A 13,767-nucleotide genomic window follows, 5' to 3' on the forward strand; every position below is an offset into this window, starting at 1 on the left:
TCTTGTCTTAATCTTAAGCGTTCATTTCAATCGATATCAAGGAAGAGATCATAAGGAACTTGAGTAAGAACAGTTTCAAGAGGTTTTTATGCACACGCGTCGTATTTTATTAGCGTTTTCACTTGCCGCTTCGGCAGCATCAGTTGCTTTTGCAGATTATCAAACAATTAACCAATCTACTGACTCAGATCGATTGGAACAGCTATCAAAAACATTATCTCAAGGTTCATATACTCATCCCGATGATTTAGATCTTCCGGCGAGTGCGAAAGTTTCCGTGACCTTACGCCAAAAAACAGTTGAACTCAACAATGAGTCGCTCGCAAAGAAGTACGGTAATACAACCGCAAAGAATTCTTTTAATGCCTCTTCTTCAAATTCTTACTCTTGGTTAGTTTCTCACCCTCTTCCTGATACTGTACGAGTTTCTTCAAACTTTGGTGGCCGCACTATGGGTGGTCGTGCAGAACATCATGGCGGATTAGATATGGCTGCTCCGAGTGGCACGCCAATCTATGCTACAGGCCCAGGTATTGTAACTAAATCTGGCTGGGGCACTGGCTATGGTCAATATGTTGAAATTAACCACGGCAATGGTTATTTAACGCGTTATGCTCATGCTTCACGTCTAATGGTGCGTGTAGGCGACCAAGTCTCTGCAGGTGAACATATTGCTAATGTAGGGTGTACAGGTCGCTGTACTGGTCCACATTTGCACTATGAAGTAGTAAAAGATGGTCAACGTAAGAACCCAACTACTTACTTGGCGATGCTTCCATAAAAGCATAGTTAAAAAGGTAAGGTTATTAAATTTATGAATCTAAAACTAAGCTAAACCTTTTTTAACGCAAAGATTGTATAAAAAAACGCCATTATTGGCGTTTTTTTGTTATTTTGTTTACTGCTCGGTCAATGACTATTCATTCAGAAAATAATAGGGCCCCCTCACATTCACCCGAGGCAATAACTTGAAAGGGGTAAAACGTGGTAAAAATACAAAGTAGATTAGAGAACAAGGAACAGGTGAATTATGGCGTTTTACGGTGACTCCGACGCACAAGAAACCCAAGAATGGCAAGATGCATTCGATTCAGTTTTACAACATATGGGAACTGAACGAGCGGCATTCTTGTTGGAAAAACTTTACCAACAAGCAATTGCTAAGCATGTTCCAATTCAACGTCTCAATACACCTTACTTAAATACAATTTCTGTTGAAGAACAACCTGCAATGCCAGGCGACCAAGATATGGAACGCCGTATTCGTGCATTGATTCGTTGGAATGCCTTAGCAATGGTACTTCGCGCGAATAAAACAGGTGATGATTTAGGTGGACACTTGGCGAGCTTCGCATCAAGTGCAACATTATATGACGTAGGTTTTAACCATTTCTTCCGCGCAAACAGCAATAGCTTTGGCGGAGATATGATTTATTACCAAGGGCACTGTGCTCCTGGTATTTATGCACGTTCATTCCTTGAAGGACGTTTAACTGAAGAACAGTTAAGTAATTTCCGCCGTGAAGTTGGCGGTAACGGTTTACCAAGCTATCCGCATCCATATTTAATGCCTGACTATTGGCAATTCCCAACTGTATCAATGGGTCTTGGTCCAATCATGTCGATTTATCAAGCACATATTCAAAAATATTTGATGAACCGTGGCTTGATCAAAGAAGAAGATCGTAAAGTTTGGGCTTATCTTGGCGATGGCGAGATGGATGAGCCAGAAAGTACTGGTGCTATTTCACTTGCTGGTCGCGAAAAGCTTGATAACCTTATCTGGGTTGTTAACTGTAACTTACAGCGTTTAGATGGTCCTGTACGTGGTAACGGTAAAATCATTCAAGAACTAGAATCTTTATTCCGTGGTGCGGGCTGGCGTGTTATTAAAGTGGTATGGGGCCGTCATTGGGACCCACTACTTGCAAAAGACAGCACAGGCGCTTTAAAAGCGGTAATGGAAGAGACAGTTGATGGTGAGTACCAACGCTATCAAGTGAAAGGTGGTGCATACACGCGTGAGAAATTCTTTGGCAAGTACCCAGAAGCTGCGGAACTTGTAAAAGATTTAAGCGATGAAGACATCGATAATCTTAACCGTGGTGGTCATGACCCTTACAAAGTGTTTGCTGCATATGCAGAAGCAATGAAAGCTAAAGGTCAACCAACAGTTATTCTTGCGAAAACTGTTAAAGGTTACGGTTTGTCTGAAGAAATTGAAGCGGTGAACAAAACTCACCAAATCAAAAAAATGCAGATCGACTCTTTGAAATATGTACGTGACCGTTTCAATCTTCCATTTACAGACGATAAGTTAGAAGAGCTTCCATTCTATCGCCCAAGTGAAAACTCTCCAGAAATGAAGTACATGAAGGCGCGTCGTGAAGCGTTAGGTGGTTACCTACCTGCACGTCGTAAAGAGAGTGAAATTTTAGCGATTCCTGAATTATCTGTATTTGATGCTGTATTAAATGGTTCAGGTGGTAAAGAACAATCTACCACTATGGTGATGGTTCGTTTAATTGCTTCTTTACTCAAAGAAAAAGCGATTAAAGACCGCGTAGTACCAATTGTTCCAGATGAAGCACGTACTTTTGGTCTAGAAGGTATGTTCCGTCAGCTTGGTATCTATGCCGCTCACGGCCAGAAATATACCCCAGAAGACCAAGAACAGTTAATGCATTACCGTGAAGCAAGTGATGGTCACATGCTACAAGAAGGGATTAACGAAGCTGGTGCGATGAGTGCATGGGCTGCGTTGGCAACAAGTTATTCAACGAATAACTTGCCAATGATTCCAATGTATATGTACTACTCAATGTTCGGTTTCCAACGTATTGGTGATATTGCGTGGGCAGCTGGTGATGCGCAAGCTCAAGGTTTCTTGTTAGGTGCAACTGCTGGTCGTACAACATTGAACGGTGAAGGTCTACAGCACCAAGATGGTCATTCACATATCTTGGCGAACACTATTCCAAACTGTGTATCTTATGATCCATGTTTTGGTTATGAATTAGCTGTAATCGTACATGACGGTTTGCAGCGTATGTATGTGAACCAAGAGCGTGTGTTCTACTACTTAACTGTAATGAACGAAAACTACGAGCATCCTGCAATGCCTGAAGGCGCTGAGGAAGGCATTAAACGTGGTATGTACTTATTCGAAAAAGATGAAAAAGCAACTGTCCAATTACTTGGTTCAGGTGTAATTCTTCGTGAAGTAATCAAAGCTGCGAAAATCTTACGTGATGAATATCAAATCCACTCAAACGTTTGGAGTGTAACAAGCTTCAATGAGTTGTCACGTGATGGTATGGCATGTGAAGAATACAACCGTTTACACCCACTTTCTGAAGAAGTGAAAGAATCTTGGGTATCTAAACAGTTACGTGGTACAGAAGGTATCGTTGTTTCAGCAACAGACCATATGCGTGCTTACAGCGAACAAATCCGTGCTTATCTTCCAGATGGTCGCCCATTTGTTGCATTAGGTACAGATGGATACGGTCGTTCAGATACACGTGCTAATTTACGTAGTTTCTTTGGTGTTGATGCTGCACATATCGTTGTTGCTACTTTGAAAAAATTAGCTGACGAAGGTGAAGTGGACGCACGTTTAGTTAAAGACGCAATTTCTAACTTTGAGTTAGATACTGACCGTCCAGTGGCATGGGCTCCTCAAGCGCATCCAGAAGTTCAGGCAGTTGCTGAATATAATGAAACGCAAACAGGTGAGGGGAACTAAGCATGCAAATTAAGACCCCTGATATTGGTGTAGATAAAGCAGTTGTTGCTGAAATTTTAGTAAAAGTTGGCGACAGCATTGCAGAAAATGACAGCCTTGTTTTGCTTGAGTCAGATAAAGCCTCTGTTGAAGTGCCTAGCACTTCAGCAGGGGTGGTAAAAAGCATCTTAATCAAAGAAGGTGATAGCGTAACTGAAGGTACGGTATTGCTTGAACTTGAAGCTGAGGGTGCTGCACCAGTAGCTCAAGCAGAAGAAGCTCCAAAAACTGCACCAGCAGCTGAACAAACTGCAGCACCGGCAGCGGCTCAACAGCCTTCAACTGCTGCTCAACCAGCAACTGCAACAACTAGTCAAGTGGTTGAAGTTCAAGTTCCCGATATTGGTGTTGAAAAAGCACTTGTTGGTGAAATTTTAGTAAAAGTTGGCGAGCAAATCGATGTTGAACAAAGCATCGTTGTGGTTGAGTCTGACAAAGCAACTGTAGAAGTACCAAGCAGTGTTGCGGGTACTGTAGAAAGCATTCAAGTTAAAGAAGGCGATACAGTTAAAGAAGGTGTTGTGCTCATTCAAGTGAAAACAACCTCTGCATCTAGTGCACCTGCTGAGGCGCCTGCTCCTACAACGGCAGCTCCGGCAGCAGCACCTGCACCAGTTCAACAAGAAACTGTAGCATCGACTGCTACTCAATCTGGACCGGTTGATATTAACGTTCCTGATTTGGGTGTAGATAAAGCCGTTGTTGCTGAAATCTTGGTTCAAGTTGGTGACAAAGTTGATGTAGATCAAAGTCTTGTTGTGGTTGAGTCAGATAAAGCAACTGTGGAAGTTCCAAGTACTGTTGCGGGTGTTGTGAAAGCAATTCACTTGCAAGCAGGCCAACAAGTTTCACAAGGTGTATTGCTGGCAACAATTGAAGCTGAAGGCCAAGCACCTGCTGCTGCACCAGCGGCGAAAGCAGAATCAGCTCCAGCTCCGCAGGCAGCAGCACCTAAAGCGGCAACTCCTGCTCCGACTCAAGCAGTATCTGCTCCTGCTTCTTCTGGTAATGATAAATTAACCAAAGAACAAGAAGCCGAAAACGCTAAAGTTTATGCAGGCCCAGCTGTGCGTAAGCTTGCTCGTGAACTTGGTGTAGTTTTATCTCAAGTTAAAACTTCTGGTGAACATGGCCGTGTTGTTAAAGAAGATATCTTTGCGTATGTGAAGACTCGTTTAACTGCCCCGCAAGCGGCACCAGTTGCTTCGGCTGCACCAGCGGTTTCGGGTTTGCCAAAGCTTCCTGACTTCACTGCGTTTGGTGGCGTAGAAGAAAAAGTATTGACACGTTTGCAGCAAGTTTCAATTCCGCAATTGTCGTTGAACAACTTTATTCCGCAAGTCACCCAGTTTGATTTGGCTGATATTACTGAGTTAGAAGATTGGCGTAATGAGTTAAAAGGCAACTTCAAAAAAGAAGGTATCAGCCTGACAATTATGGCATTCATTATCAAAGCGGTTGCGTACTTGTTAAAAGAAGAGCGTGAGTTTGCAGGTCATCTATCTGATGACGGTAAATCAGTGCTCTTGCGCAATGAAATCCATATGGGAATTGCGGTAGCAACACCTGATGGTTTAACTGTGCCAGTACTTCGTAACCCAGACCAAAAATCAATTAAGCAAATTGCAGTTGAATTGGGTGTGTTAGGTCAAAAAGCACGTGATAAGAAATTAACACCAAAAGATTTACAAGGTGCGAATTTCACCATTTCAAGTTTGGGCGCAATTGGTGGTACAGCATTTACACCACTAGTGAACTGGCCGCAAGTTGCGATTTTGGGTATTTCACCTGCAACGATGCAGCCTGTTTGGAATGGTAAGGACTTTGATCCGCGTTTAATGTTGCCGTTGTCATTGTCTTATGACCACCGTGTAATTAATGGTGCAGATGCAGCTCGCTTTACTAATAAGCTTACGAAACTTCTTAAAGATATTCGTACTTTATTAATCTAATATTTTTAAATGAATCATTAAAACCTCGCTTCGGCGGGGTTTTATTTTGATATTTAATTTAATTGGTTTTAAGTTAATCTAAAGACGAAAAATGAAGTGTCGAGAGAGGAGAAATTTCTCGTTAGTCGGTAAAGGAGAAAGAATAAATGGTAGGATTTTTAAAAATCATGGTGCCGATTCTATTAATTGTATTTTTATTAATGGGGTTGTGGGTCAGTGTTTTACACTTTCCTTGGGAATGGATGACTTACGTTGCAATGGGTTTGGAAGTATTTGTAGCAATGCTTATTTTGCCATTTGAATTTCAGTCTCAGCACGTAACTGGCATTAATCATTTTGGATTTATTAACTTAAGTATTTGTTTAGCTTTACTATTAGGTCTAGGACGATTATTGGTTTGGGCGTGGATAAATTTTTTTGCCTGAATGTTTGAAAAATAGAACTACTCGAATATAATAAACGCATACTTCATTGGGGAGTAGCCGCTATTCATTTCTAAATGAATAGGTGATGATCAACATAATTGTTCAACAGAACATGGTCATCATAGCTTAAACGTCTCATCGTTTCCGAGTTGGCAAGACCTTTGATTTACCACTCTGCAGATATTTGGCTAGCAGGAGAGGTAGGTCATGGGCATTTATGCTAGCCAGAGAAACGACATGCAAGAATTTCTGATTTCTACTTCAATTGTTGCCCTCGCTGAAATGGGCGATAAAACCCAATTATTGGCCCTTTTACTGTCTGCACGTTTCCGTAAGCCAATCCCTATTCTTATTGCGATTCTTTTAGCTACTCTAATTAATCATGGTATTTCTGCTGTACTTGGACAGTGGATTACGACCGTGTTGAGCCCCGAAATTTTAGTCTGGGTCCTTGCCGCTGGCTTCATTGGTATGGCGTTCTGGATGCTTATTCCAGATAAGCTCGATGATGAAACGGATAGTATTAATAGATGGCAAAAGTTTGGTGTTTTTGGTGCAACCTTTATCCTGTTTTTCTTAGCAGAAATTGGTGACAAAACCCAAATAGCAACAGTCGCTTTAGCTGCACGTTATGACAGCATTTTTTGGGTGATGTTGGGTACAACTTTAGGGATGATGATTGCTAATGCTCCTGCTGTATTTATTGGTAATAAATTGGCTGAACGTTTATCTATCTCGCTCATTCATAAAATTGGTGCTGCTATTTTCTTAATTGTAGGTATCTCTACTTTAGTACAGTATTACTTCTTCTAACGCATTTAAAGCTGCCAAAAAAACGCACTCAATTCGAGTGCGTTTTTTATAGGTAATTTTAATAGTTAAATTTCACAGTAAAGTTAATTTGACGTGGATTACCTAAAGTCACCAAATTTTCATTTAAGGCACCTGCATAGTAATCTTTATCGAATAGATTGCGGATCGCAAGTTGAGCACCCCAATGTCCAGCGTCATAGCCAGCTTCTGTATCAAATACGGTATAGCCTGGAATATGGACATCTAGCTTATCCATAGTTTTATAGGTTTCACCTCGGAATCCACCGCCGACATACCAACCAAGTTTTGAGGCAGGGTCAAATTTATAACGAGCCGACAGACTGTAAGCATGCTCAGGAATATTATCTAGTGCTTTTCCTACATTGCTCGCGTTTGCATCTTTACTAATTTCAGCATCAATTGTGTAGGTATAGGCAGCTGTTAATTTTAAACCTTCTAAAATTTCTGCGCTGAGCTCAGTTTCAATACCGCGAGTTAACTGTTCGCCACGTTGTACTTTATAGCCACTATTCGCAGTATCAGTGACTAAAACATTTTGACGTTTTAAATCGTACCAAGCAATAGCACCTTGAACTCGTTGATCTGGGCTTTGTAATTTCATTCCGACTTCAACCTGTTTCCCTTCTTCAGGTTTGAACGGATTGTTATTTACATCAGTACCGCTATTTGGGGTAAATGAAGTGGCATAGCTGACATAAGGAGCCACAATGTCATTAAGGGTATACATGACAGAGGCACTGCCCGTAAATGCATTGTCTGATTGTTTACTCGTACTGCCAGTCACCAAACTTGTAGTTTGAGTTTGAGTCCAGTCTTGACGACCAGATAAGCTTAAAAGTAATTGGTCATTAAGCTGAATGCGGTCACGTAAATAAAGCCCTAAATATTTGAGACGGTTGATATCACGAACATTTTGAGTCAATTTTACATTTTGACCGTAAACGGGGTCATAGATATTTAAATCGCCAATATCGTATTTATCATTGGTGTAATCACTTTTTTCCTGAAAAGCGTCTACTCCAATATTAAGGTCGTGTTGCATACCATATAAATCAAACTGTTTATTTAGACGGTTATCAATGGCAAAGCTTAAATTATCAATAATTTGATGGCGGCTATTATTTTTACGGCTAATGGTTGTGTAGTCGATTTCACCTTGTTTGTTTTTTACCCAAAAGTTGTTACCTGTGCGAGCAAAGACAGCAGTGCCATCCATTTCAGTTTTTTGTACGGCAAAGTTCTGATTAAAGTTCCAACCGTTATCAAAAGCGTGTTTAAAGGTATAACCTGTACGGTAAACATCGGCCTCATATTTACCAAAATTAGGATCGCCAATATATAAACTTCGGTCTATAGCGCCGTTAGGGTTATCTTTTAATGTACCAATGACAGGTAACCCTTGTTGACGGATGTATTCGCGATGCTGATAGCTTGCGATGACAGATAGATCAGTGTTATCCCCTAAGTCAAAGTTATAAGAGGGAGAGATGTAGTAATTTTTAAAATACACATAATCTGTTGGGTCATCTTGATCCGAGATACGACCATTTAAACGGAAAGCACCTTTTTCACTATTATTAGGGCTATAGTTTAAATCGAACGTTCCTTCTTTAAGGTTGTAGCTGCCATAAGTCATAGTGGCCCGAGCAAAGCTTTCAGCTTGAGGGCGTTTAGTCACTAAGTTGACCATACCTCCTGGAGCAACCAAACCAAAATTAATAGAGGCAGGCCCTTTTAAAACTTGTACCTGATCCATGCCTGATAACTCAGTAGCAACATACGTATTTTGGCCTACTCTTAAGCCATCTACATAAACTGAATCAGAAGAAGTTTGTCCTCGAATAACAAAATCATCCCAACCACGACGACCAAGTTTCCCAGCTTCTACACCTGCGACACCTTCAAGGGCATCTGCTAAAGTTCTTGCTTGTTTCTGGTCGAGCTGTTCGCGGGTTACTACCGAAACCGACTGAGCAGTTTTAAATAAGGGTGCATCTGATTTTAAGGCCGAGTTTGCTTTCGTTGCGACATAAGGTGAAGTGCTTTCTTTTTGCGCTTTAACAGAAATTGTGGGGAGAACACTGGTCGAATTTTGTTGTTCTGTTATTTCTTCAGCGTGACTTGCTGTCATCGAAGTAAAAATAGCAACTGCTAACAATGTTTTTGATGTTGAAAAACGGAAGGGTTGATTCATGGGAGGCCTAAGCAGCACAAAAAGTAAATTTGATAATGAGAATTATTTTAATTTATTGTGGGTTAATTTTAAATAACATTATGATTCATTTATAAAATAAGAAAAGCAAAATCAATTTTAAAATATTATTAGAAAAATAAAGTAGTTTATTGCAAGAGTTCCTGAATCCCTTTATTTTAGTATGGATATAAAAATATCTAATATTTAAAGTTTTTTTGGGGAATTGTATGGGGTTTGAAAAAACAACATCGCAGATATTATTTGATAATGGCGTACATAAATGTATTAGTTTTACCAGCTTGGTTAAAGGGGAAGGCATCCAAGCCAATCAATTTTTAATTATTGATCATGAACGCGCTGCTGTAATTGACCCGGGTGGCGATTTGACCTACGTTCCATTAACGATGGAATTAAATAAATATACACGTTTGAAAAATCTGGACTATGTGATGGCCTCACATCAAGATCCGGACATTATTACTTCAATGCCACGCTGGCTGGTTTATACCGATGCTAAAGTCGTTGCATCAAAATTATGGGCACGTTTTTTACCACACCTAAATTCCTCATTTATGAGTGAGCGTATGAAAGGGAATTGGGAAGACCGTCTTATTGAATTACCTGACCGCGGCCAAGTGATTACTCTAGGAGAATCCAAGCTTGTGGTAGTTCCTGCTCACTTCTTACATTCGGTGGGTAATTTTCAGTTTTATGATCCAGTTGCTAAGATTTTGTTTTCTGGCGATATGGGTGCCTCGATTGTTGAAGATGCTAATCAGCCTTTAAAAGATTTCGATACGCACGTCATGAAAATGAAGGCTTTTCACCAACGCTATATGTGTTCCAATAAAGTTATCCGTTTGTGGGTCAATATGGTGCGCCAGATGGATATCGAAATGATTGTGCCTCAGCACGGTAGTCCATTTATGGGTAAAGAAATGGTCAATCAGTTTTTAGACTGGATTGAGACCTTGCCATGCGGCGTAGATTTAATGACTGAGCAAATTTTTAGCTGCCCTACTTAAAAAATGAGATCCATTATCTTGAGTCCAATTTGAAATTTTTTTAGTATTTTCCGTCGCAGAAAAATTTTTGATGACGAGAATTTGAATAAAATGTTATCTCAAGTTGCGACTCCAGATGAGTGCCTACGCTGTGGGGCATGTTGTGCACATTTTCGGGTTTCATTTTACTGGGCTGAAGCCGAGTTAATGGATGAACATCTAGTTGAATCTTTAACACCTGTTTATTCTTGTATGCGTGGAACTAATCGGGCTCAGCCACGGTGTCAGGCTTTGATGGGTGAAATTGGTAAAGAGGTGGGGTGTTCTATTTATGCTGTACGTAGTTCTACCTGTAGAGAGGTGCAGGTGGGAGATGAGCAGTGTAGTAAAGCTCGTTTGGCGCACCAGCTTATTCCTCTTATTCATGTTAACCCAGCCGATTCTGAAAATGATCATGACTATGATCAGGTGAGTTAAATATGAGCTAACACAATAATAAGTGAGAAATATTTAGAATAGGCGAATATCTATTGCTGAAAAAGGCAAAGATAATATGAAAATTGCATTGAAATTTGTTTATAATAGCTCACGGAATTTACCAGTGAGATTGTTATGCTGACCATCGTTCAAGAAGCGCTAACCTTCGATGATGTCTTATTACTTCCTGCCTACTCAACTGTTCTCCCAAAAGATGTCTCTTTAAAGACACGTTTAACTCGCGGCATTCATTTAAATATCCCATTAGTTTCAGCTGCAATGGATACAGTGACTGAGTCACGTATGGCGATTGCGATGTCACAAAATGGTGGTATCGGGATTTTGCACAAAAACATGGATATTGCTGCTCAAGCTGCAGAAGTACGCCGTGTGAAAAAATTCGAAGCGGGTATGGTGAAAGATCCTATCACTGTAACGCCTGAAACTACAGTACGTGAACTCATCGCAATTACCTCTGCTAATAACATTAGCGGTGTACCTGTTGTTAAAGACAGCAAGGTTGTTGGTATTGTGACAGGCCGTGATACGCGTTTTGAAACTAATTTAGAACAACCTGTTAGCAACATCATGACAGGCCAAGATCGTTTAGTCACTGTACGTGAAGGTGAGTCTAAAGAAAATATTCAAGCATTATTGCAAAAACACCGTATTGAAAAAGTTTTGGTCGTTGGCGAGAGCAACGAACTTAAAGGCTTAATTACAGTAACTGACTTCCGCAAAGCTGAGAGCTATCCAAACAGTTGTAAAGATGATCTTGGTCGTTTGCGTGTTGGTGCTGCGGTAGGTACAGGTGCTGATACACCAAGTCGTGTTGAAGCATTGGTTGAAGCTGGTGTTGACGTCATTGTTGTTGATACAGCACATGGTCACTCTGCTGGTGTAATTGAACGTGTACGTTGGGTGAAACAAAACTTCCCTCAGGTACAAGTGATTGGTGGCAACATTGCAACTGGTGATGCTGCATTAGCATTATTAGATGCAGGTGCAGATGCTGTAAAAGTAGGTATTGGGCCTGGTTCTATCTGTACAACACGTATTGTGGCAGGTATTGGTATGCCACAAATTTCTGCGATTGACAGCGTTGCTAGCGCACTAAAAGATCAAATTCCTTTAATTGCAGATGGCGGTATCCGCTTCTCTGGCGATATGGCAAAAGCGATCGGTGCGGGTGCAAGTACGATCATGGTTGGTTCATTACTTGCAGGTACTGAAGAAGCGCCGGGCGAAGTTGAGTTTTTCCAAGGTCGTTACTACAAAGCATATCGTGGTATGGGTTCATTAGGTGCAATGGCGGGAGCAACTGGTTCTGCTGACCGTTATTTCCAAGATTCAAAAGCGGGTGCTGAGAAGTTAGTACCAGAAGGAATCGAAGGCCGTGTTCCTTATAAAGGCCCAATGGGTAACATCGTTCATCAAATGATGGGTGGTTTACGTTCATCGATGGGTTATACAGGTTCAGCTGTGATTGAAGATCTTCGCCAAAATGCGAAATTTGTGAAAATTACTTCAGCAGGCATGTCTGAGTCACATGTTCATGATGTAACGATTACTAAAGAAGCTCCAAACTATCGTGTTGGTTAGATTTTCGTAACCAAAACAACGAAGAAAGCCGTCATTACACTGACGGCTTTTTGTTTTTGGTGTAAAGTAAATCTGACGAAAAGAGATATGGCGGAATTGCCATATATGAAGTAAGCCACGGCTGAAGTGGCGTAAAAATGAGATAAGCTATGAGTTATTTTGGAACGGATGGTATTCGTGGAAAATTTGGGCAAATGCCTATTACTCCAGAGTTTGCTTTAAAACTCGGTTTTGCTGCAGGGAAGGTATTAAAACGAACGAGTCCAAAAAATAAGCCACTTGTTGTATTAGGAAAAGACACTCGTTTATCTGGTTATATTTTAGAGTCTGCTTTGCAGGCGGGGTTAAACGCTGCTGGTGTATATGTTCATTTGCTTGGCCCATTACCAACCCCAGCAATTGCGCACCTTACTCGTGCTTTACATGCACATGCAGGGATTGTTATTTCTGCATCACATAACCCATATTTTGATAATGGTATTAAATTTTTCTCAAGCGAAGGCAAAAAATTACCCGATGCTCTACAAGAAGAAATTAACCTCGAATTAGAAAAAGATTTATATATTGATGACACAGCAAATTTAGGTAAAAGTGTTCGTGTAAATGATGCGAATGGCCGCTATATCGAATTTTGTAAATCTACTTTCCCTTACCACTTTGACTTAAATAATTTAAAGATTGTATTGGACTGTGCTCATGGTGCGGCGTATAGCGTTGGCCCTTCAGTTTTCCGTGAGTTAGGGGCAAAAGTTGTTGCTTTATATAATGAGCCGGATGGTTTAAATATTAATGAAGGTTGTGGTTCAACACATCCTGAAAAACTACAAAAAGCTGTAGTTGAGCACGAAGCAGATTTAGGGATTGCCTTTGATGGTGATGCTGACCGTGTCGTGATGGTGGATAAGTTTGGTAACTTAATTGATGGCGACCATATCTTATATATCTTGGCGACTCAGGCTCAGAAAAAACCAGCAGGCGTTGTTGGTACTGTCATGAGTAACATGGCACTCGAAGTCGCACTTGAAAAAGCGAATGTTGGTTTTGTTCGTGCTAAGGTTGGCGACCGATATGTATTACAAGCTTTAGAAGAAAATGGATGGGTCACAGGTGGTGAGCCATCTGGCCATATTCTAACTCTAGACAAGAGTACGACAGGTGATGCGATTATTGCAGCACTTCAAGTTTTAACCGTGATGGTCGAGCAAAATAAAGCTCTTCATGAGTTGGTTCAAGACTTTAAATTATTCCCGCAAATTCTTGTGAATGTACGTTTAGAACAAATGCTTGATCCGTATTCTATCCCTGCATTGGTTGCCGAGTTTGATAAAGCAGAAGCACAGCTCAAAGGACGTGGACGAATCTTGATTCGTAAGTCAGGTACAGAGCCTGTGATCCGAGTTATGGTCGAAGGTGATGATGAGCAAGAAGTGAATGCTTTAGCTCAGCATTTAGCAGATTCAGTTCGTTCACAAGCACAAGTCGCATAAGGTGC

At 40.8% G+C, this 13,767-nt stretch carries 10 protein-coding genes and 1 riboswitch; of the genes, 9 read left to right on the top strand and 1 reads right to left on the bottom strand.

The window, feature by feature from the left end; genetic code table 11:
- The first annotated feature begins 88 nt into the window (after window positions 1-88).
- The 5 genes from AAC388_RS00760 (at window position 89) to AAC388_RS00780 (ending at window position 6,977) form a co-directional block, all read left to right on the top strand.
- Window positions 89-781, top strand: coding sequence for a M23 family metallopeptidase (locus AAC388_RS00760; protein ID WP_002121983.1), 693 nt, complete (start codon window positions 89-91; stop codon window positions 779-781).
- Between the two features lie 249 nt (window positions 782-1,030).
- Window positions 1,031-3,748 carry a pyruvate dehydrogenase (acetyl-transferring), homodimeric type gene (aceE, locus tag AAC388_RS00765; RefSeq protein WP_002121885.1) on the top strand — a complete coding sequence of 906 codons (2,718 nt, stop codon included), beginning with the start codon at window positions 1,031-1,033 and terminating at the stop codon, window positions 3,746-3,748.
- Between the two features lie 2 nt (window positions 3,749-3,750).
- Window positions 3,751-5,739: a 2-oxo acid dehydrogenase subunit E2 gene (locus tag AAC388_RS00770; RefSeq protein WP_342371068.1), complete on the top strand. Its 1,989-nt coding sequence runs from the start codon at window positions 3,751-3,753 to the stop codon at window positions 5,737-5,739.
- Window positions 5,740-5,885: 146 nt separating this feature from the next.
- Window positions 5,886-6,164 (top strand): hypothetical protein, encoded by a 279-nt coding sequence (locus AAC388_RS00775; protein ID WP_342371069.1) that lies wholly within the window; start codon window positions 5,886-5,888, stop codon window positions 6,162-6,164.
- A gap of 36 nt (window positions 6,165-6,200) precedes the next feature.
- A riboswitch (yybP-ykoY riboswitch) is annotated at window positions 6,201-6,386 on the top strand.
- Window positions 6,387-6,401: 15 nt separating this feature from the next.
- On the top strand, window positions 6,402-6,977 hold the full coding sequence (locus AAC388_RS00780) for a TMEM165/GDT1 family protein (protein WP_032004991.1): 576 nt from the start codon (window positions 6,402-6,404) through the stop codon (window positions 6,975-6,977).
- 58 nt (window positions 6,978-7,035) lie between these two features.
- Here AAC388_RS00780 and AAC388_RS00785 read toward each other — a convergent pair whose 3' ends face one another.
- The gene (locus tag AAC388_RS00785; RefSeq protein ID WP_342371070.1) at window positions 7,036-9,192 is read right to left on the bottom strand and encodes a TonB-dependent siderophore receptor; all 2,157 of its coding nucleotides are present in this window, start codon (window positions 9,190-9,192) and stop codon (window positions 7,036-7,038) included.
- Window positions 9,193-9,419: 227 nt separating this feature from the next.
- Between AAC388_RS00785 and AAC388_RS00790 the strand changes: the two genes are divergently transcribed.
- The 4 genes from AAC388_RS00790 to glmM all read left to right on the top strand — a co-directional run bounded on the left by AAC388_RS00790 (window position 9,420) and on the right by glmM (window position 13,762).
- On the top strand, window positions 9,420-10,217 hold the full coding sequence (locus AAC388_RS00790; protein ID WP_017387567.1) for an MBL fold metallo-hydrolase: 798 nt from the start codon (window positions 9,420-9,422) through the stop codon (window positions 10,215-10,217).
- A gap of 90 nt (window positions 10,218-10,307) precedes the next feature.
- Window positions 10,308-10,673 carry a YkgJ family cysteine cluster protein gene (locus tag AAC388_RS00795; protein ID WP_075383239.1) on the top strand — a complete coding sequence of 122 codons (366 nt, stop codon included), beginning with the start codon at window positions 10,308-10,310 and terminating at the stop codon, window positions 10,671-10,673.
- 135 nt (window positions 10,674-10,808) lie between these two features.
- Window positions 10,809-12,275: an IMP dehydrogenase gene (gene guaB, locus AAC388_RS00800; protein ID WP_004704949.1), complete on the top strand. Its 1,467-nt coding sequence runs from the start codon at window positions 10,809-10,811 to the stop codon at window positions 12,273-12,275.
- Between the two features lie 149 nt (window positions 12,276-12,424).
- On the top strand, window positions 12,425-13,762 hold the full coding sequence (glmM, locus tag AAC388_RS00805) for a phosphoglucosamine mutase (RefSeq protein WP_342371071.1): 1,338 nt from the start codon (window positions 12,425-12,427) through the stop codon (window positions 13,760-13,762).
- Window positions 13,763-13,767 lie beyond the last annotated feature (5 nt).

Source organism: Acinetobacter sp. D009 (assembly GCF_038562025.1).
Lineage (GTDB): Bacteria > Pseudomonadota > Gammaproteobacteria > Pseudomonadales > Moraxellaceae > Acinetobacter > Acinetobacter pittii.